Source organism: Bradyrhizobium sp. 63_E2_N1_3 (assembly GCF_052076005.1).
Lineage (GTDB): Bacteria > Pseudomonadota > Alphaproteobacteria > Rhizobiales > Xanthobacteraceae > Bradyrhizobium > Bradyrhizobium barranii.
The window spans coordinates 4,477,852-4,495,686 of record NZ_CP197235.1 but is presented as its reverse complement, the minus strand read 5'-3'; the positions used below and the strand labels follow the sequence as shown (position 1 = coordinate 4,495,686).

20 protein-coding genes are annotated in these 17,835 nt (G+C 64.2%); 10 read left to right on the top strand and 10 right to left on the bottom strand.

Annotation, left to right across the window (positions count from 1 at the left end; translation table 11 throughout):
* Positions 1–75 precede the first annotated feature (75 nt).
* Both AB7531_RS21355 and AB7531_RS21350 read left to right on the top strand, forming a co-directional pair.
* A complete protein-coding gene (locus tag AB7531_RS21355) occupies positions 76–591 on the top strand; it encodes a DUF3828 domain-containing protein (RefSeq protein ID WP_063983145.1) in 516 nt (171 codons plus the stop codon).
* Between the two features lie 11 nt (positions 592–602).
* A complete protein-coding gene (locus AB7531_RS21350) occupies positions 603–878 on the top strand; it encodes a GNAT family N-acetyltransferase (protein ID WP_063983144.1) in 276 nt (91 codons plus the stop codon).
* A 49-nt stretch (positions 879–927) separates the two neighbouring features.
* Here the strand turns inward: AB7531_RS21350 and AB7531_RS21345 are convergent, their stop codons facing one another.
* Both AB7531_RS21345 and AB7531_RS21340 read right to left on the bottom strand, forming a co-directional pair.
* Positions 928–1,326 carry an SPW repeat protein gene (locus AB7531_RS21345; protein WP_063986354.1) on the bottom strand — a complete coding sequence of 133 codons (399 nt, stop codon included), beginning with the start codon at positions 1,324–1,326 and terminating at the stop codon, positions 928–930.
* A gap of 202 nt (positions 1,327–1,528) precedes the next feature.
* On the bottom strand, positions 1,529–2,464 hold the full coding sequence (locus AB7531_RS21340) for a tetratricopeptide repeat protein (RefSeq protein WP_063983143.1): 936 nt from the start codon (positions 2,462–2,464) through the stop codon (positions 1,529–1,531).
* Between the two features lie 104 nt (positions 2,465–2,568).
* On the opposite strand from AB7531_RS21340, the gene AB7531_RS21335 reads away from it, so the two are divergent.
* Positions 2,569–2,838 carry a GNAT family N-acetyltransferase gene (locus AB7531_RS21335; RefSeq protein ID WP_028152356.1) on the top strand — a complete coding sequence of 90 codons (270 nt, stop codon included), beginning with the start codon at positions 2,569–2,571 and terminating at the stop codon, positions 2,836–2,838.
* A gap of 56 nt (positions 2,839–2,894) precedes the next feature.
* On the opposite strand, the gene AB7531_RS21330 is transcribed toward AB7531_RS21335, so the two are convergent.
* A complete protein-coding gene (locus AB7531_RS21330) occupies positions 2,895–3,293 on the bottom strand; it encodes a DUF3597 domain-containing protein (protein WP_028156132.1) in 399 nt (132 codons plus the stop codon).
* A gap of 332 nt (positions 3,294–3,625) precedes the next feature.
* On the opposite strand from AB7531_RS21330, the gene AB7531_RS21325 reads away from it, so the two are divergent.
* Both AB7531_RS21325 and AB7531_RS21320 read left to right on the top strand, forming a co-directional pair.
* The gene (locus AB7531_RS21325) at positions 3,626–4,534 is read left to right on the top strand and encodes a DUF2189 domain-containing protein (protein ID WP_063983141.1); all 909 of its coding nucleotides are present in this window, start codon (positions 3,626–3,628) and stop codon (positions 4,532–4,534) included.
* 136 nt (positions 4,535–4,670) lie between these two features.
* Positions 4,671–5,495, top strand: coding sequence for a lytic murein transglycosylase (locus tag AB7531_RS21320; RefSeq protein ID WP_063983140.1), 825 nt, complete (start codon positions 4,671–4,673; stop codon positions 5,493–5,495).
* Between the two features lie 60 nt (positions 5,496–5,555).
* On the opposite strand, the gene AB7531_RS21315 is transcribed toward AB7531_RS21320, so the two are convergent.
* Entirely contained in the window at positions 5,556–5,882 is a 327-nt protein-coding gene (locus AB7531_RS21315) for a hypothetical protein (protein ID WP_028152352.1), read from the bottom strand.
* A gap of 640 nt (positions 5,883–6,522) precedes the next feature.
* On the opposite strand from AB7531_RS21315, the gene AB7531_RS21310 reads away from it, so the two are divergent.
* The 4 genes from AB7531_RS21310 (at position 6,523) to AB7531_RS21295 (ending at position 9,987) form a co-directional block, all read left to right on the top strand.
* Positions 6,523–6,675 (top strand): DUF1127 domain-containing protein, encoded by a 153-nt coding sequence (locus AB7531_RS21310; RefSeq protein ID WP_007590701.1) that lies wholly within the window; start codon positions 6,523–6,525, stop codon positions 6,673–6,675.
* 126 nt (positions 6,676–6,801) lie between these two features.
* Complete coding sequence (gene trmFO, locus AB7531_RS21305) at positions 6,802–8,229, top strand: methylenetetrahydrofolate--tRNA-(uracil(54)-C(5))-methyltransferase (FADH(2)-oxidizing) TrmFO (RefSeq protein ID WP_063983139.1); 1,428 nt, start codon at positions 6,802–6,804, stop codon at positions 8,227–8,229.
* A gap of 8 nt (positions 8,230–8,237) precedes the next feature.
* Positions 8,238–9,332: an AMP-binding enzyme gene (locus tag AB7531_RS21300; RefSeq protein WP_063983138.1), complete on the top strand. Its 1,095-nt coding sequence runs from the start codon at positions 8,238–8,240 to the stop codon at positions 9,330–9,332.
* A gap of 91 nt (positions 9,333–9,423) precedes the next feature.
* Positions 9,424–9,987, top strand: a complete 564-nt coding sequence (locus AB7531_RS21295; RefSeq protein WP_063986353.1) for a CAP domain-containing protein — start codon at positions 9,424–9,426, stop codon at positions 9,985–9,987.
* 12 nt (positions 9,988–9,999) lie between these two features.
* On the opposite strand, the gene AB7531_RS21290 is transcribed toward AB7531_RS21295, so the two are convergent.
* The 5 genes from AB7531_RS21290 to AB7531_RS21270 all read right to left on the bottom strand — a co-directional run bounded on the left by AB7531_RS21290 (position 10,000) and on the right by AB7531_RS21270 (position 15,327).
* Positions 10,000–10,473 carry a VOC family protein gene (locus AB7531_RS21290; RefSeq protein ID WP_063983137.1) on the bottom strand — a complete coding sequence of 158 codons (474 nt, stop codon included), beginning with the start codon at positions 10,471–10,473 and terminating at the stop codon, positions 10,000–10,002.
* 122 nt (positions 10,474–10,595) lie between these two features.
* Complete coding sequence (locus AB7531_RS21285) at positions 10,596–11,930, bottom strand: MFS transporter (RefSeq protein WP_063983136.1); 1,335 nt, start codon at positions 11,928–11,930, stop codon at positions 10,596–10,598.
* A 39-nt stretch (positions 11,931–11,969) separates the two neighbouring features.
* Positions 11,970–12,911, bottom strand: coding sequence for a hydroxymethylglutaryl-CoA lyase (locus AB7531_RS21280; RefSeq protein WP_231142066.1), 942 nt, complete (start codon positions 12,909–12,911; stop codon positions 11,970–11,972).
* Positions 12,908–14,101: a CaiB/BaiF CoA transferase family protein gene (locus AB7531_RS21275; protein ID WP_063983134.1), complete on the bottom strand. Its 1,194-nt coding sequence runs from the start codon at positions 14,099–14,101 to the stop codon at positions 12,908–12,910. The genes AB7531_RS21280 and AB7531_RS21275 overlap by 4 nt, the downstream gene beginning before the upstream one ends.
* A gap of 113 nt (positions 14,102–14,214) precedes the next feature.
* Complete coding sequence (locus AB7531_RS21270) at positions 14,215–15,327, bottom strand: LysR family transcriptional regulator (protein ID WP_354102453.1); 1,113 nt, start codon at positions 15,325–15,327, stop codon at positions 14,215–14,217.
* Positions 15,328–15,372: 45 nt separating this feature from the next.
* Between AB7531_RS21270 and AB7531_RS21265 the strand changes: the two genes are divergently transcribed.
* Positions 15,373–16,551 carry an aminotransferase class V-fold PLP-dependent enzyme gene (locus AB7531_RS21265; RefSeq protein ID WP_063983132.1) on the top strand — a complete coding sequence of 393 codons (1,179 nt, stop codon included), beginning with the start codon at positions 15,373–15,375 and terminating at the stop codon, positions 16,549–16,551.
* Positions 16,552–16,564: 13 nt separating this feature from the next.
* On the opposite strand, the gene AB7531_RS21260 is transcribed toward AB7531_RS21265, so the two are convergent.
* The gene (locus AB7531_RS21260) at positions 16,565–17,809 is read right to left on the bottom strand and encodes a threonine ammonia-lyase (RefSeq protein ID WP_063983131.1); all 1,245 of its coding nucleotides are present in this window, start codon (positions 17,807–17,809) and stop codon (positions 16,565–16,567) included.
* Positions 17,810–17,835: the final 26 nt, after the last annotated feature.

Sequence of the window (17,835 nt, the reverse complement as noted above, 5' to 3'; positions counted from 1 at the left end):
TCGGTCTACAGAGATACGCGCTGACGCCGGCCGCTCCGGCCCTGCGGTCGCACGTCATTATCTCAGGGACATTTCATGCTCACCCGTCGGACCTTCGTCGCCGCCTCTCTGCTTGCCACCGCCTCCCCGGCATTCGCCGTGATGCCTGCCTCCAGCGACCCCGTCGCGATCCTGACCGCCATCTACACGCGCGTAGCCAAGGGCAAAGGCGATAGCGGCGGCGCCTTCGTCATCGAGAACAAGGCGGCCAAAACAAAATATCTCTCGAGGGCGCTGGTCGCGCTGTGGGCCAGGGCGGATGCGCATACGCCGAAGGGCGACGTTGGTCCGGTCGATTTCGATCCTGTCACCAACTCGCAGGAACCGGACGTGAAATCCTTCAAGGTTGACGCAGAGAAGATGGAGGCCGACAAGGCGACGATCGCGGTGACCATCACCGGCCACCGCAACGACCGCAAACCCGCCGACCAGATCGTGCGTTATGACTTCGTGCGCGAGGCCAACAGCTGGCGGATCGACGACATCAAGGGCTCGTCCGACGGCGAGGCCTGGTCGATCCGCAAGATGCTGGCGGACTCGTTGAAGACCTGACGGGAGACACCATGAGCGACGTCATCGATAACAAGGCCGGTCATCGCTTCGAGCTGGAGGTGGAGGGCCATCTCGCGACTGAACACTACAAGCTCGACGGCAACGTCATCACCTTCGAGCATACCGACGTGCCGAAGGAGCTCGGTGGCAAGGGCGTCGGCTCGAAGCTGGTGCAAGGCGCGCTCGACCAAGTCCGCGCGGCCGGCTTGAAACTGATCCCGCAATGTCCGTTCGTGAAGGCGTGGATCGAGAAACATCCGGAGTATGCGGATTTGGTGAAGAGCTAAGCGAGCGCAGGCCCGCCGAGCGCGCGGCGGGCCTGCTCAAATCTACCGCCTATTGCCCATGCTTCAGCATATCCTGGTCACTCAGATCCCAGTCCTGCCACAGCTGGAGCACGCCGAGGATCACCGCCACCGCTCCCAGACTCGTATGGTAGATCCGGAGAAAACCTTCGCCGGAATAGCCGAACACATAGGGCGAGACGATGAGCCAGAGCCCGACCAGGATCGTCGCCACCTCCTGCCAGCGCTGCAACGCGACATATTCGAGCTGGCTCAGGCCAAATACGACGAGGCCGATTGCGACCGTGTTCAGGATCATCGTCTGGCGTTCGACGATCGGCGAGTGATCCTGGATGGGGAACCACGGCGATGCGACAATCAGCGCGCCGAGCAGCATCCCGCACCAATCTTCCCATGTTCGATGAGTCTTGATGAAACTAAAGTCCGACATCGTATCCTCCTCCAAAAGAGGCATACGTCAGCGGCTGGCGATCATGACACTCCGAATGTCTAGCGACCGTGCCGGCCGCATTCGGGCGTATGTCCTGTAACGAGACGTGGGGAACCGGGTGCACGATTGCAAGACGGACTGATGTTTTTTGCCAGCGAGGCGGCGTTAGCGAATTATGGCTCACGCGTTGATCGAACGCTCGCTACAGAGCCCCAAGCTTCTGCAGTGCATCATGGGCGGACGGCAAGCCTGGACGCAATTCCAGCGCCTTCCGGAAATCGGCAATCGCGCCCTGCCTGTCGCCGAGGCGCAGCCTGGCCTGGCCGCGGTTGTTCCAGGAGAACACGTCGGAGGGATCGTATTGCAGCGCCTTGTCGTAGTCGGCGAGGCCGCCCTTGTTGTCGCCCCGATAGAGCCGGATCATGCCGCGATTGCGCCAGCCGCGTGCGTCGGTCGGCGCGACGCGGATCGCCTCGCCGTAGTCGGCGGCGGCCCGATCGAGCTGCTCGCTGTCGCGGTAGACGTTGCCGCGGTCGATATAGGCAATCAGATCCGGTGCCAGCTTGATCCGCATGCTGTAGTCGGCGAGCGCGTGCGCCGCGTCGTGCTTGCGAGCATAGACGAAGCCGCGGTTGGCGTAGGCGGTGACACAGTTGGGATCGCGCTCGATCGCCGCGTCGAAATCGGCAATGGCGCCGTCGAGGTCGCCCTTGTTGAAACGGGCCTCGCCGCGGTTGCTATAGGCCAGCGCCAGCGACGGATCGAGCTTGATGGCCTGGTCGTATTCGGCGATGGCACGATCATAGTCGCGCTTGAAGCTGTAGACGCGGCCGCGATTGTTGTAGGCGCAGGCATAGCCGGGATCGAGCCGGACCGCCTCGTCGAGATCGGACAACGCGGCGTCGAGCTCGCGTTTCTCGGTGAGCCCATGGCCGCGATTGCAATAGGCGCCGGCCAGCCTCTGCCCGCCCTCGCTCCTGGTATCGATCACGGTCGAGCAGGCTTTGATCCGCGCGTCCGGCGTGCTGGTCAGCCCGACGCAGGCCTCCCAGGCCGGGGCGCCTTCGGCCGCAGCCGACACCGGCGCGGTCGAGACGAGCGCCGCAAGCAGCGCCAAGAGGCTGAGCGGGACACGCATTTTCCGGATATCTCCCCTGCGGCAACCTCCCTTGGTCGCACCTTGGCAAGGGCCGGTTCAGGCGCCTAGATCAGAGAACACGCAGCGCTTCGAAGGGATCTGGCATGGCGGTACGGGACAACAAGGACAGGAGTCGCTTCGAGCTCGATGCGGGCAACGAAATCGCCTTCGCCAATTACCGGCTGACGCCGTCGGCCGTGATCATCACCCATACCGAGACGCCGCGCGCGCTGCGCGGCCGCGGCATTGCGTCCGAGCTGATCAAGGGTGCGCTGGACTTGATCCGCCGCGACGGCAAGAAGGTGATCGCCGGCTGTGGCTTCGTCGTCGACTATCTCGACAGGCATCCGGAGGAAGCAGACCTCGTCGCCTGAATGCAAAAGGGGCCCGCGAGATCGCGGGCCCCCCTGGCTTACGACCGAGCAATCGGTCAGTGCTTGATCTCCGGCGGCAGCTTGCCGCCATTGGCGGCCAGCTTGGACATCACCTGCTTGTGCAGCCAGACGTTCATGCTCGCCGAGTCGTTCATGTCACCGCTGTAGCCGAGCTCCTTGGCGAGGTCCTTACGCGCGGCAAGGCTGGAGTCGATGTCGAGCGCCTTCATGAGGTCGACGATCGAGGTGCGCCATTCCAGCTTCTCCTTCTGGGCAGCGACCAGCTTGTCGACGATGGCCGCAACGTCCACGGTTGCCATCGGCGCGGCAGCAGGCGCCGATCCGCCCGGCGCGGCGCTGGCGGGTGCGCTACCCGAGGGTGCGCCACCTGCGGGCGCGGCGGAAGCCGGATGGCTGCCGAAGATCGCGCCCATGATTTTCCCGAAAATGCTCATGTCTTCTCCCCGAATAGGATCCGTTGGAAGGGCCTTGAGTGGCACTTATAAACGAAGTTACGGCGTTACGCCCGCGAAGTTCTGCGAACCGACAACCAGCATCAGCTTATCTGCGGCGAAATGACGACCGAATGACATCGTTGAGGTTGCGGTGCGGCATCGAATCTCAACCAAGCGTGTGGGACAGGACTCGGAAATGGGCGTACGCTCCACTTTCAGTTCGCGATGACGTCCGGAATTCGCGTCTGGCCGGAATCGCGAAACTCAGAAAAGCGGCCGCTTGCGCCGTTGCCGGCGCCGAATTCGGCTGCATGGCAAGGGAGCTAGCGACCATGGCCACACTCTACCCGGGCAATGTCCCCACTGTGGCCCAGCCCGCGGATGCGGCTGGACCGGTGATCCGAACCATCCAACTGTCCGATCTGCACGACGCGCTCAGGCGGGGCTGGGAAGATTTCAAGGCGGTGCCGAGCCACGCCATCATCCTCTGCGTGATCTATCCGGTGCTGGGCCTCGTGCTCGCCCGCGCGGTGATGGGCTATTCGGTGCTGCCGCTGTTGTTCCCACTGGCCGCAGGCTTCGCGCTGATCGGCCCGTTCGCCGCGCTCGGTCTCTATGAGCTCTCCAGCCGGCGCGAACGTTATGAGGAGGCCAGCGCCTGGAATGCCATGGAGGTGCTGCGCTCGCCTTCGTTCGGCGCCATGCTCGGTCTCGGCACGCTGCTGCTCGCTCTGTTCGTGACCTGGGTTGCGACCGCTCAGGCGATCTATGTCGCGGCGTTCGGCTATGAGGGCGCGACCGGGATCTCTGATTTCATGACGCGCGTGCTGACGACCCAGCAAGGCTGGTGGCTGATCCTGGTCGGCTGCGGCACCGGCTTCCTGTTTGCGCTTGCCGCGCTCTGCATCAGCGCCGTGTCGTTCCCCTTGATGCTCGACCGCCATGCCGGCGCGTTCGAGGCGATGGTGACGTCGCTACGCGTCGTCGCCAAGAACCCGGTGCCGATGGCGGCCTGGGGCCTGATCGTGGCGGTGCTGCTGGCGCTCGGTACGATTCCGGCGTTCCTTGGCCTTGCCGTGGTGATCCCCCTGCTCGGCCACGCCACCTGGCACCTCTACCGCAAGGTGATCGTCTCGGAGCCCGGTGCACGTCCGGTGCCGCCCCCACCGCATCGCCCGCGCAAGCCGGCCGCCGACTTCCCCGCCAACCTCTTCCCCTGGCGCAATCGGACGGACGCCTGACGATATCGTGACATGCTATCCTGCCCGGGCTCGGCTCGGGCAGGATTACGTGCTTGTCATACGCCTTGCTTTGGCCGCGGTTACAATCGAAATTGCGCCCGCCGGTCAGATCACTTCACGGAATCCATTTCATCTGATGACCCCGACGATTTCTCGTCTCGCTCTCGCAGCCCTCGCCCTCTCCGCGTCAATCCTAACCGCCCAGCCAGCCCTCGCCGCTGTTGCCTGCGGCTCGGGCAATTTCGACGCCTGGCTCGCGGACTTCAAAGCCGACGCCGCGGCCAAGGGCGTCTCGCAGCAGGCCGTTGCCGCCGGGCTTGCCGGCGTGACGCTCGATCAGAGCGTGCTCAACCGGGACCGCTCGCAAAAAGTCTTCACCCAGACCTTCGAGGAGTTCTCCGGCCGCATGGTGCCGCCGCGCATGCAGCGCGGCTCCAACATGATGAAGCAGTACGGCTCAGTGCTGTCCCGCATCGAACAGACTTATGGCGTGCCCGGCGAGGTGCTGGTCGCGATCTGGGGTCTCGAGACCGATTTCGGCGTCAACACCGGCAAGTTCGCCACCATCCGCTCGCTGGCAACGCTGGCCTATGATTGCCGTCGCTCCGACCAGTTTCGTGCCGAGCTGCTGGATGCGCTGCGCATCGTCCAGCGCGGCGACCTCGCCCCCGCCGACATGAAGGGCGCATGGGCCGGCGAGCTCGGTCAGACCCAGTTCATGCCGTCGTCCTGGATGAAATACGCCGTCGATTTCGACGGCAATGGCAAGCGCGACCTCTTGCACAACGCGCCCGACGTGCTCGCCTCCACCGCCAATTATCTCGCGGGCTACGGCTGGCAGCGCGGCAAGGACTGGCAGCCGGGCAGTCCGAATTTTGCTGTATTGCAGCAATGGAATAAGAGCGAAGTCTACTCCAAGACCGTCGCCTATTTCGCGACCCAGCTCGCACGCGCCCCTTAAATAGCGCCCGACAGGACGCGTAGGGCCGATCGCCCGGCGATCGGCCCTCTCTTGGTGCGCTTACTTCCCCATGGTGGCGTTCATCGCCTTGTTCAGGTGCGCGCCGCACACACCCATTTTGCCGTTGAGCAGCGCGTCCTGCGCAGCCGCGATCTCCTTCTGCGCCACGAACTTGCTGTCGCCGTCAGCCATGTTCTCGATCGCGGTCTCCGTCTTCTCCAGATTGGCCGAGCTGCAGCCGCCCATGGCGTGCTTGGCAGCCTGGGCCGGCGCGACGGCGAACGCGACGGCGGCAATTGCGATAACCCCGAGTAACTTCGTCATGATGTTACTTTCCTTCTCTTGTTCTTGGGACAGAACCAGCGACATTGCCAGAATCTGCGACATGACTTTCCTCCGGGCGCGGCAACTTGCCGCAATAAATTCCTCGCGAGAATTGCGTGATGTTGCGCGCGGCGCAGAGGCACCATGCGAAATTTCTGATTTTCATTACACCCTTGTAATGAACGCCACACGTTCGGCGTGTGTGCACCGCACCACGGAGGCGGTCGCGGTCTGAAACGAGTCAGGATGAGTTTCGGCAGGCTCCTTGCCCGCTTGTCTGGTGATCCGCCAGCCCAGAGCGAGTCGGATCGTGTGGACCCGGTCGTATGGTATCTTTCATATAAATGAATATATATTCATCTCTATAGTTCCACTATCATGCGATTCTCGCATGCGAGACTTGGGCGCAGACGCTGACTGATCGCCTTGAGAACAGTTGGAACCCTACCTATTTCCATTTCACCGGTAACGAGAGTGGTTGCAGTAAACCCGTGAATTCACGGTGATTTATGGCAAAGCATTCCCTATTTCGCCTACCCTTTGGGCGAGAGTGCTCCCGGGTTAATCGTCCGTTACCACCGCTATGCACCTCGCGCTTAGCTGCATCGCAACATCGGAACTTTCGCACTGCACCACTCTCACCTATATTCATTTCAACGATGAGGCCCGGGCAAGGGCTGAATCGAACTACAGGAGACTACCAATGCTGCTCTCGCTCATCCGCATGATCCAGGCTTTCCGGGACTATCAGCGCAATGTTGCCGAGCTGTCCCAGCTCAGCGATCGCGAACTGGCCGACATCGGCCTCGATCGCTCGGACATCCCGCGCGTTGCCGCCGGTCAGTATCAGGGCTGATTTCGTTCAGCCCTTCACCGGACGAACCGATAGCGCCCGCCTCGTGCGGGCGTTGTCGTTTCTGATGGCAGAAAACTCCATCTCGGCGATTCCACTGACCGCCGAAAAGCGCTACCTGTCCGCCCCATGACAGGACCCCAATCCAACATTGTGCACGTGATCGGCGCCGGCCTTGCCGGTTCCGAAGCCGCCTGGCAGGTCGCCAAATCCGGCGTGCCCGTGGTGCTGCACGAGATGCGGCCGGACCGCATGACCGAAGCGCACCGCACCGATGGGCTCGCCGAGCTCGTCTGCTCCAATTCGTTCCGCTCGGACGACGCCGCCAACAACGCTGTCGGCCTGCTGCACGCCGAAATGCGCCGGCTCGGCTCGCTGATCATGCGCGCGGCGGACGCCAACCAGGTGCCCGCCGGCGGCGCGCTCGCGGTCGACCGCGACGGCTTCTCGGCGGCCGTCACCAAGGCGCTCAACGACCACCCCCTGATCGAGATCGCCCGCGGCGAGGTTTCAGGCCTGCCGCCGGCCGACTGGAGCAACGTCATCGTTGCGACCGGCCCCCTCACCTCCGCGCCACTCGCCGACGCCATTCGCGAGCTCACCGACGAGAACGCGCTCGCCTTCTTCGACGCGATCGCGCCGATCGTGCATCGCGAGTCCATCGACATGTCAGTGGCCTGGTTCCAGTCGCGCTATGACAAGGTCGGCCCCGGCGGGACCGGCGCCGACTACATCAACTGCCCCATGACCAAGGAGCAGTATGACGGCTTCGTGGCCGCGCTGATCGCGGGCGAGAAGACCGAGTTCAAGGAATGGGAGACCAACACGCCTTATTTCGACGGCTGCCTGCCGATCGAGGTGATGGCAGAGCGCGGCCCCGAGACGTTGCGCCACGGCCCGATGAAGCCGGTCGGCCTCACTAATCCGCACGATCCCACCACGAAGGCCTACGCGATCGTGCAGCTGCGCCAGGACAACAAGCTCGGCACGCTCTACAACATCGTCGGATTCCAGACGAAGCTGAAATACGGCGAGCAGCAACGCATCTTCCGCAGCATTCCGGGGCTGGAGAAGGCCGAATTCGCCCGCCTCGGCGGCCTGCATCGCAACACCTTCCTCAATTCGCCAAAGCTGCTCGACGGCCAGCTGCGCCTGCGCGCGCAGCCGCGGCTGCGCTTTGCCGGTCAGATGACCGGCTGCGAGGGCTATGTGGAATCCGCCAGCGTCGGCCTGATCGCCGGTCTCTATGCGGCAGCGGATGCGCGCGGCGAAACACTGGCGAGCCCGCCTGCTACGACGGCACTGGGATCGCTGCTCGGTCACATCACCGGTGGCCATATCGAAACCATCGAGCCCGGTACGCGCTCGTTCCAGCCGATGAACATCAATTTCGGCCTGTTCCCGCCGCTTGCGAGTGCCCCGACGAAGAAGCCCGACGGCACCCGCCTGCGCGGCAACGAGAAAACGGTGGCCAAGAAGCAGGCGATGAGCGCGCTGGCGCTCGCCGATCTCGATCGCTGGATCGCCGATCACCTGCGCATCGCCGCAGCCGCGTGAGTTTTTCGATGAGTCTTCCCAAAGACGACGCCGCGACACTGTCGGCGCGCTGGACCGAGGGCGTGCTGCTCAAGCGCGACGTGTTCTCGACCGTCGAGCGCGGCCGCTTCCGCGGTGACAGCGGCGAGGTCGACGCCGTGCTGCGCCGGCTCGACGAAGTGCCGTGGTGGTCATTCCCCTTGGCGCGCCACCTGTTCGCGCGTGAGAAGCACGCGCTGGCGCTGGCCAAAGGCCTCAATGTCGGCCCCGATTTGCTGTGGGCCGGCCGCCGGGCGCTCGTGCGCGGCTTTGTCGACGGCGTCGCGCTCCATCTCGCCAAGCCACATGGCGACCTCGCCTATTTCCGCTCGGCCAAGGCGGCGCTACGCCGGCTGCGCCGCGCCGGCATCTGCCACAACGATCTCGCCAAGGAGCAGAACTGGCTGGTCGGCCGCGACGGCCGCGCCTACGTGACCGACTTCCAGCTCGCCGCCTGCTTCAACCGACGTGGCCGGCTCTACCGCATCCTCGCCTACGAGGACCTGCGGCATCTGCTCAAGCACAAGCGTTCCTACGCACCCGAGGCGCTGACGCCGCGCGAGCGAAAAATCCTGGCGAAGAAGTCATTCGCCGCCAGCCTGTGGCTCGCGACCGGCAAGAAGGTCTACCGCGCGATCACGCGCGGCCTGTTCAACTTCACCGACCGCGAGGGCGGCGGCCGCCGGCTGGTCAACGACGCGCCGGTGCTGGCCGAGCTGATCCGCAAGAACCCGGCCGTGCGCGACACCGCCATCGTCGCCTTCGCCGACCGCCGCTCCGGCGTCGGGCTCTATGCCTTCGTCGAAGCCGATCAGGCCACGCTTGAAGGCGAGCTTCGCAGCGAGCTTTCGGCCGCCAAGGGTCCCAAGCCGCCGGAGCACATCCAGGTCGTACACGCGCTGCCCCGCGATACCAGCGGCAAGCCGCGGACCGAGATCCTGCAACTGGTCGCCATGAACCAGCTCGACCTGATCGAGCCGATGATGAAGAACGACCAGGACCGCGCCTTCCTCAAGGACATCCTGGAACAACGGAAGAACCTGCGCGACCGCTTCAATTTCGAGGCGGACCTGCCGGCGAGCTGACGGGCTGCGCGCGCCTTGAAGCGTCCACATTGGCGATAGAGAACCGATCGGATCATTCGGGCGGCGGGTCATGGGCATTCGGGGGACGATGATGCATCGTGTGGTTGGCGGCGTGATCGCTGGCCTTCTGCTGCTTGCAGCTGCACCCGCGATGGCCGAATCCCCGGCCGAGCTGATCTCCGGCTTTCGCCTCAAGAACGGCGAGGTCCGCGTCGTCCGCGATTCAACCCTCGACCGCATCGCCATGGACCAGGCCCGCGCGATGGCGGCGAAGGACGACCTCAGCCACGACGCGCTCGGCCCGTTCAACCGGCGCGTCGCACCGGCCGGCGCGGGCCGCGCCGCCGAGAACATCGCCTATGGCTACGACAATTTCGAGAAAACGCTGGGACAGTGGATCGACTCGTCCGGGCATCGCAAGAACCTGCTGCTGCACAACGCCTCGCGCGTCGGCATCGCCAGCGCCAAGAATGCCAGCGGCAAGCGAACCTATTGGGCCATGGTGATCGCGGGCGACTACGAGCCGAAGGGCAAGGGCAAAGGTAAAGGCAAGAAGGACGAGGAGCCGGTGGTTGCCGTGAAGCGCGAGGCCGCGCCCGCCAGCAAGCCCAAATCCAGCGGCTGCCACGTCAAGCTGCTCGGCCTCTGTATCTGAGGCGAGATAATTTCAGCCGCGGCGCGCGGCCTCGATCGCGGCGACATCGATCTTCGTCATCCCCATCATCGCATCGAAGGCGCGCTTTGCCTCGGCACCGCCGGCCGCCAGTGCCTCGGTCAACACCCGCGGCGTGATCTGCCAGGAGAGGCCCCATCTGTCCTTGCACCAGCCGCAGGCGCTCTCCTGCCCGCCATTGCCGATGATGGCGTTCCAATAGCGGTCGGTCTCCTCCTGATCGTCGGTCGCGATCTGGAACGAGAAAGCCTCGTTGTGCTTGAAGATCGGACCGCCGTTGAGGCCGAGACAGGCGACGCCGGCCACGGTGAACTCGACGGTGAGCACGTCGCCCGCCCTGCCGGAGGGGTAATCGCTGGGCGCGTGATGGACGGCGCTTACGGCGCTGTCGGGAAATGTCTCGGCATAGAAGCGGGCGGCCGCCTCGGCGTCCTTGTCGTACCAGAGGCAAATCGTGTTTTTCGCCATTGCGCGTCCCCTTCGGTTCCAGGCCATCACACCGCCCTCCATTGAGAATGGACGGTGGTGTGATGTCTTTCGCCTAGATACCCTCTTGAATGCGCCTCACCAAGGCGCGCCAATGCCGCGGCCTATGCGACCCGGGGTTCCGCCACGTCCCTGGCTTTCAGGTCTCGCGGAAGCACCGTCAGCAGCAGCAACGCACAGAGCACGCACAAGCCGCCAATGACATAGAGCGCGGGTGTCGTGCTGCCGGTCGCATCCTTGACCGAGCCAACCATGACCGGGCTGACGATGCCGCCGACCTGCCCCAGCGTGTTGATGAGCGCGATCCCGCTCGCTGCCCCCGCACCGGTGAGAATTTTCGGAGGCAGCGTCCAGAATGTCGGAATGGCCGCAACTACGCCGGCACCAAGAATGGCGAGCGCGCCAACCAGCGTGACGACGTTCCTGTCGAATACGCCCGAGGCGAAGAAGCCCACCGCCGCCGTCAGCGCCAGACCCGCGACGAATTTCGGGCGCTCGCCCGATGCATCCGACAATCGGCCTACGACGATCATGCAGATGGCGCCGCAGATATAGGGTACGGCGGTCAGGAAACCGATCGCGGCTGCACTGCCTCCGCCGGCCGCTTTGATCAGGTCAGGCGCCCAGAAATTGAGGCCGTAGGAGGCGATCTGGATCAGGAAGTAGATGAATCCGAGCAGCAGCACGCCGGGCATGAGCAGCGAGCGCCATGCCGAATGCTCGCCGATCTCGCTCTTCTGGCGGTCTAGCTGAACCGAGATCAACCGGCGCTCGTCGTCGCTCAACCATTCGGCCTGCTCGATCCCGTCGTCGAAGCGCAGCAGCACAACGAAGCCCAGCGCAACGCAGGGAATGCCGCCGGCCAGAAACAGCCATTGCCAACCGGCCAGACCGTGCAGCCCGTTCAGGTAGTTGAGGATGAGACCCGAGATCGGCGCGCCGATGATCCCCGAGAATGCAGTGGCGAGAAAGAACACGGACGTCATGCGGCCGCGATGCGATTTTGGAAACCAGAGTGTCAGGTAATAGAGAATGCCGGGCGCAAATCCCGCCTCCATGGCGCCGATCACGAAGCGCAGCGCATAGAACTGCCACTCGCCATGAACGAAGACCATCGCCGCCGTCGCCAGCCCCCAGGAAATCATGATGCGGGCGATCCAGCGCCGCGCGCCGAAGCGATAGAGCAGCATGTTGCTCGGCACTTCCAGCAAGACGTAACCAACGACGAACAGGCTGGCGCCAAATCCGTAGGCGGTGTTGCTGAGACCGAGATCGGCCTGCAGCGCGGCCTTGGCGAAGCTGATGTTGACGCGGTCGAAGAACGCAAAGAAGTAGCAGACGATGATCAGCGGCATCAGCCGCCACGCAATCTTCTTGATGACCTGATGCTCTGTGAGTCCAGTATCGAGGTCAGCAGTCGCCGCCGTGGCAATCGTCATGGTTTCCTCCAAAGTGTTTTGAATTTTGATAGCGGTCGATCAGCCCGAGCGTCGCAGCCGCTCGGGTATGGGATGCAGATCGAGGGGACGGCCGGCCTTGGCGACCTGTCCCGGCACCTCATGTCCGACCAGTCCAGGCAACCGGAACGAGAGATCGATCAAGCGCTGCAGGTCGAGACCGGTCCGCAAGCCCGTCTCGTGGCAGAGATTGACGAGGTCTTCGGTACAGACATTGCCGGTGGCACCCGGCGCAAATGGACATCCGCCGAGGCCGCCCAGTGCGGCGTCAAAGCGGCGCGCGCCGGTGTCATAGGCCGCGAGGACGTTAACCAGCCCAAGACCGCGCGTGTTGTGGAAGTGAAGCGTGAGCATGTCCGCAGGGACCAGCATCAAGACCTCGGCAACCAGCTGCGAGACCTGATTAGGATTGGCCATGCCCGTGGTATCGGCGAGCGTGACGCCATCGACCCCGAGATCGAGATAGCGCTTGACGATATCGAGCACCTTCTCGAAAGGCTGCAGGCCTTCGAACGGACAGCCGAACGCGGTCGCAACCGTCGCGTTGACCAACGCGCCGCCTGCATGGGCCGGCTTCACGATCTCGCTGAGCGACGCCAGCGACACCGCATGCGTCATGTTCATGTTGGCGCGGTTGTGCGTTTCACTCGCCGACATCACGAAATTGAGCTCGTCGGCGCGTGCGGCCAGCGCCAGCTCGGCGCCCTTCCGGTTCGGGATCAGTGCCGTATAGATCGTGCCGGGCCGCCGCTCGATGCCGGCGAAGACGTCCGCGGCGTCGCGCAGCGACGGCACGGCCGCCGCTGACACGAACGACGAGACCTCAATGCGGCTGAAGCCGATCGCAGAGAGCGAATTGATCAGCCGGATTTTTTCGCTGGTTTCGACCCATTTCGCTTCGATCTGAAGGCCGTCGCGCGGAGCGACCTCCTGGATCAGGATGTCCGGTGCCGTTGCCGTCATTGCACCGCTCCGCTCCGGCGCAGCTGCGCGATATCGCCTGCCTGCAAGCCGAGGCCCGCGAGCACCTCGTCGGTATGCTGTCCCAGCGTCGGGCCAGCCCATTTGACTGCGCCCGGGGTGTCGGAGAGCTTTGGCGCGATGCCCGGCATCTTTACGGTGACGTCGCCCGGCAGCTCGGTCGGCAGGATCATGTCACGGGCGGCGTAATGGGGGTCCTCGACGATGTCCGCGACAGAATAGATCCGGCCTGCAGGAACATCCGCCGCATCAAGACGCGCGAGGATCTCGTCCATCGTTCGCTCCGAGGTCCATGCCGTGATGGCAGAATCGAGCAAGGCGTTGCCGCGGACGCGCCCGTCATTGCTGGAAAGGGCCGGATCGTCGGCAAGGTCCGGTCGGCCGACCACCTGCATCAGCCGCTTGAAGATCGCGTCGCTGTTGCCGGCGATCACGACATGGCGCCCGTCGGAGCTGGGATATGTATTGGATGGACTGATGCCCGGCAGGGCGCCGCCGGTGCGGGTCCTGACATGACCCATGAGGTCATATTCGGGGACGAGACTCTCCATCAGGTTGAACACGCTCTCGTAGAGCGAGACGTCGACCACCTGCCCTCGCCCCTGCCCCGTCTTGACTCGGAGCAGCGACATCAGCGCGCCGATCACGCCATGAAGCGACGCAAGGCTGTCGCCGATACTGATGCCGACCCGGGCCGGCGGGCTGTCGGGATCGCCGGTGGTGAAGCGCAGCCCACCCATAGCTTCGCCGATCGCGCCGAACCCGGAGCGATCGCGGTAAGGGCCGGTCTGCCCGTAGCCGGAGATGCGGACCAGTGTCAGGTCCGGATTGAGCTTTGAGAGCACATCCCAGCCGAGGCCGAGTTTCTCGAGGCTCCCTGGCTTGAAATTCTCGATCACGACGTCGGCTTGCGCGGCCAGCCGAAGCGCCACGTCCCGCCCGTCAGGCGATTTCAGATCGATCGCGATCGACTTCTTGTTGCGGGATTGCAGGTACCACCAGAGCGAGGTGCCCTGATGCAGCTTACGCCATCTGCGCAACGGATCCCCGCTGCCCGGCTGTTCGATCTTGATGACTTCGGCGCCGAACTCGGCAAAGAGCCGCGCGGCAAATGGTGCCGCGATCAAAGTTCCGAGCTCGACGACTCGTATTCCGGATAATGGTCCGTCCACGTCTGGCGCTCCTCGATCGTCTTTGATCGTGGTGTCGCCGAGCGCAGGGCCCTAAGTCCAATATCCTTTGATGAACACGCGTTCGCGGATGACGAACGACACGAAGGCCGCCATCAGTGAGGTTTGGTTCCGGGCAATCGCAGATGATCGAGCATCAACTGGCTCGTGGCCGACAATCCCGCGGGATCCCTGGCCACCAGCACCAGTTCGCGATCGGCCCAGTCGTCGCTTAACTCGACGGCCGTCAGATTCATGCCGTGACTGAGGACCTCGAACGCACGGTCGGGAATGAGGCCGATCCCCATACCGGCCTGCACCATCCGGCACACCGCATCAAAACCCGGGACGTGGACCCGCAACCGGATCGACTTGCCAATCTGCTGCGCGGTGTATTGCGAGCGCAGATAGATCGAGCTGGTCGCAAACAGGCCGACATGGTCGTAGTCGAGTGTGTCGGCGAACGAAACGTCTCTTGCCGACGCAAGCGGATGATCGGATCGCACCACGATGACGAGGCGGTCCCGCCGATAGGAGAACCGCTCCAGCCCGCGCGTCGACACGTCTGCCGAGCAGATGCCGATTTCGGCCACGCCCTCCTCGACGCCGCGAACGACATCGGCGCTCGGACGCTCCTGCAGATCGAGCCGCACCAGCACGTGCGAGCGAAAGAAGCCGGGCAGATCGTCGGGAAGGAATTCGACGATCGACGAGAGATTGGCCAGCATCCGCACATGCCCGCGCACGCCGCGCGCATGCTCGGCCATGTCGACGGCGATCTTCTCGACGTTGAGCAGCGTCACGCGCGCATGATGCAGCAGCGATTCATCGGCCGGCGTCAGCGCCATGCCGTTCGGATGCCGCTCGAACAGCGCGACCTCGAGTACCTCCTCGAGGTCGTGCATGCGTTTGCTGACAGCAGAGGGCGCGATGGCCTCGCGCTGCGAGGCGCGCGTCAAATTGCCCTCCTCACAGATGGCGATGAACAGCCGCAGGGTCGTTAGGTCGATCCGTCGGGTGATGTTGGTCCTGGGCGTCCCGGTCATTGAGCGGGATTGCGTCTTCTCTTGCATGGTCTGTTTCCCGATCCGGGAAGATATAACGTCCGAAGTCACCGGGTTTCTCAAAATCCGGGGAGAACGGCCGCCGATTTGGAATCCGATACCAAGACGAGGCAATAATCCGCCATTTTGTTCCAAGCAGCACATAAGCTTGCTCGCGCTCGTCAACGCGCCTAATTCATGGGATCGGGACAGCAGAGGCGGAGACCAGCATTGATCGACATCGACCGGATACGTTCCGACACCCCGGCCGCCTCCCGCCTCGCTTATCTCCACAATGCCGGCGCGGCCCTCATGCCAACTGCCGTCGTCGCGGCAATGAAGGACCACATCGATCTGGAGGGCGAGATCGGAGGTTATGCCGCTGCCGACCGCGAGTCCGATCGGCTCGATGCGGTCTACGGCTCCGTAGCGCGCCTGCTGAATGCCGCCCCCGACGAGATCGCCCTCATGGAGAACGCGACAATTGCCTGGCAGATGGCGTTCTACGCGATTCCGTTTCGCCAGGGCGATCGGATCCTGACTGCCGAAGCGGAATACGCTGCCAACTACGTCGCGTTTCTTCAGGTCGCAAGGCGCACGGGCGCGATCATCGATGTCGTGACGAGCGATGCCAGCGGCGAACTCGACGTCCATGCGCTCGAGCGCATGATCGACGAACGCGTGAAGCTGATCGCCATCACCTGGGTTCCGACCAATGGCGGATTGGTCAATCCCGCGGCGGCGATCGGCAAGATCGCGCGGGCGCACGGGATTCCCTATCTGCTCGACGCCTGCCAGGCGGTCGGCCAGATGACGGTCGACGTCGACGCCATCGGCTGTGACATGTTGTCGGCGACGGGGCGCAAATTCCTCCGCGGCCCGCGCGGCACGGGCTTTCTCTACGTCCGTCGCGAGATGCTGCAACGGCTCGAGCCGCCGATGATCGATCACTTCGCCGCGCCCTGGGTCTCGCGAGGTGAATATCGGCTCCGTGACGATGCCCGCCGTTTCGAGACATGGGAGAACAATTACGCGGCACGTCTCGGTCTCGGCACGGCCATCGATTATGCCCTCGCGATCGGTCTCGGCCCGATCGAACAGCGCTGCCGTCTGCTTGCGGACCGTCTTCGCGGCGGCCTCGCCTCCGTTCGCGGCGTGACCATTCGCGACCTCGGACGCACACCGGGCGCCATCGTCAGCTTCACGCTGGATGGGTATGAGGCGGACGCCATCGTCAGCAGCGCCGCTGCGGCGGGCATCACCATCGGCGCTTCAGATCCGGCGAGTACTCGCATCGATGCCGAAATCCGCTCGCTGCCACCGGTCGTGCGGGCCTCCCCGCATTACTACAACACGGAAGCCGAGATCGACCGGCTGATCGGCCACCTCGTGGGTTTGGCGCCGCGATAGCGGCGCGCGCCACTCAGGTGCAGCGCGCGCTCAAGCCGGATGCACCGAGCTTGGCCATGACCTCGTCGAGATGCGCGCTGTCGCGGGTCTCGATGACGAGCTGAAGCAGCGTCGCTTTGGCCGGCAGATCCGAGAAGGTCCGCTGATGCGAGACCTCGATGATGTTGGCGCCGGCCTCGGCCAGCAGTGAGGCGACGGCAGCCAATTGCCCCGGCCGATCGGGGATATCGAGCGACAACTGCGTCAGCCGACCCTCGCGCGCTAGCTCACGCGTCAGAACGGAGGCGATCAGCCGCGTGTCGATGTTGCCGCCGCTCAGGACGAGGCCGACCTTCTGGCCGGCAAAGCGGGACGTATCGGACATCAGCGCGGCAAGCCCGGCGGCGCCGGCGCCCTCGACGACCGTCTTCTCGATCGAGATCAGGGTCGCGACCGCGCGCTCGAGCTCGGCTTCGTTCACCAGCGCGATGTCGTCGACGAGGCGGCGGACGATCTCGGTCGTGATCTTGCCCGGCGATTTCACCGCGATGCCTTCGGCGAGCGTGTCGCCGCGCGCGGGCAGATTGCCGTCATGGATGGCGTTGTACATCGAGGGGTAGAGCCAGGCCTCGACTCCAAGAATCCGCACCGTCGGCTTGATCGATTTCGCGGCAATGCCGATGCCGCTGATCAGGCCACCGCCGCCGATCGGGACCACCAGCGTATCGAGCTCCGGCACCGCCTTCAGCATCTCGAGCCCGACAGTGCCCTGCCCCGCGATGACGAGCGGGTCGTCGTAGGGGTGGACGAAGATCATGCCGCGGGCCTCGCCATGGCTGCGCGCATAGACGGCCGCCTCCTCCAGCGTCGCGCCCGTCACCACCACCTCGGCGCCGTGGTGCTTGGTGTTCTCGACCTTCACCATGGGCGTGCCGACCGGCATGACGATGGTGGCGGGAATGCCGAGCCGCTTGGCGTGATAGGCGACGCCCTGCGCGTGGTTGCCCGCCGACATCGCGATGACGCCGCGCGCACGCTCCTCCGGCGTCAGTGCGGTGAGCCGGTTGAGCGCCCCTCGCTCCTTGAACGAGGAGGTGAACTGGAGGTTTTCGAATTTCAGCCAGATGTCGCAGCCGCAGATGTTGCTCAGCGTGCGGCTGTAGCTGCACGGCGTCTCGACGACGGCGCCGCGGATGGTGTCGGCGGCGGCATGAATGTCGCCCAGAGCGACCGGCAAGCCACTGAGATCGGGGGATGTATTTTGGGACAACTCAGCCATAGGACAGCATAGAGCATTTGGCCATT

Bases quoted from the DNA above. Each gene is read 5' to 3' on its own strand.
- AB7531_RS21325 (WP_063983141.1), top strand. From the start codon at position 3,626: ATGGCCACACTCTACCCGGGCAATGTCCCCACTGTGGCCCAGCCCGCG.
- AB7531_RS21300 (WP_063983138.1), top strand. From the start codon at position 8,238: ATGAGTCTTCCCAAAGACGACGCCGCGACACTGTCGGCGCGCTGGACC.
- AB7531_RS21330 (WP_028156132.1), bottom strand. From the start codon at position 3,293: ATGAGCATTTTCGGGAAAATCATGGGCGCGATCTTCGGCAGCCATCCG.
- AB7531_RS21260 (WP_063983131.1), bottom strand. From the start codon at position 17,809: ATGGCTGAGTTGTCCCAAAATACATCCCCCGATCTCAGTGGCTTGCCG.
- AB7531_RS21280 (WP_231142066.1), bottom strand. From the start codon at position 12,911: ATGACGGCAACGGCACCGGACATCCTGATCCAGGAGGTCGCTCCGCGC.
- AB7531_RS21310 (WP_007590701.1), top strand. From the start codon at position 6,523: ATGCTGCTCTCGCTCATCCGCATGATCCAGGCTTTCCGGGACTATCAG.
- AB7531_RS21355 (WP_063983145.1), top strand. From the start codon at position 76: ATGCTCACCCGTCGGACCTTCGTCGCCGCCTCTCTGCTTGCCACCGCC.
- AB7531_RS21295 (WP_063986353.1), top strand. From the start codon at position 9,424: ATGCATCGTGTGGTTGGCGGCGTGATCGCTGGCCTTCTGCTGCTTGCA.
- trmFO (WP_063983139.1), top strand. From the start codon at position 6,802: ATGACAGGACCCCAATCCAACATTGTGCACGTGATCGGCGCCGGCCTT.
- AB7531_RS21345 (WP_063986354.1), bottom strand. From the start codon at position 1,326: ATGTCGGACTTTAGTTTCATCAAGACTCATCGAACATGGGAAGATTGG.
- AB7531_RS21350 (WP_063983144.1), top strand. From the start codon at position 603: ATGAGCGACGTCATCGATAACAAGGCCGGTCATCGCTTCGAGCTGGAG.
- AB7531_RS21340 (WP_063983143.1), bottom strand. From the start codon at position 2,464: ATGCGTGTCCCGCTCAGCCTCTTGGCGCTGCTTGCGGCGCTCGTCTCG.
- AB7531_RS21320 (WP_063983140.1), top strand. From the start codon at position 4,671: ATGACCCCGACGATTTCTCGTCTCGCTCTCGCAGCCCTCGCCCTCTCC.
- AB7531_RS21315 (WP_028152352.1), bottom strand. From the start codon at position 5,882: ATGTCGCAGATTCTGGCAATGTCGCTGGTTCTGTCCCAAGAACAAGAG.
- AB7531_RS21290 (WP_063983137.1), bottom strand. From the start codon at position 10,473: ATGGCGAAAAACACGATTTGCCTCTGGTACGACAAGGACGCCGAGGCG.
- AB7531_RS21335 (WP_028152356.1), top strand. From the start codon at position 2,569: ATGGCGGTACGGGACAACAAGGACAGGAGTCGCTTCGAGCTCGATGCG.
- AB7531_RS21285 (WP_063983136.1), bottom strand. From the start codon at position 11,930: ATGACGATTGCCACGGCGGCGACTGCTGACCTCGATACTGGACTCACA.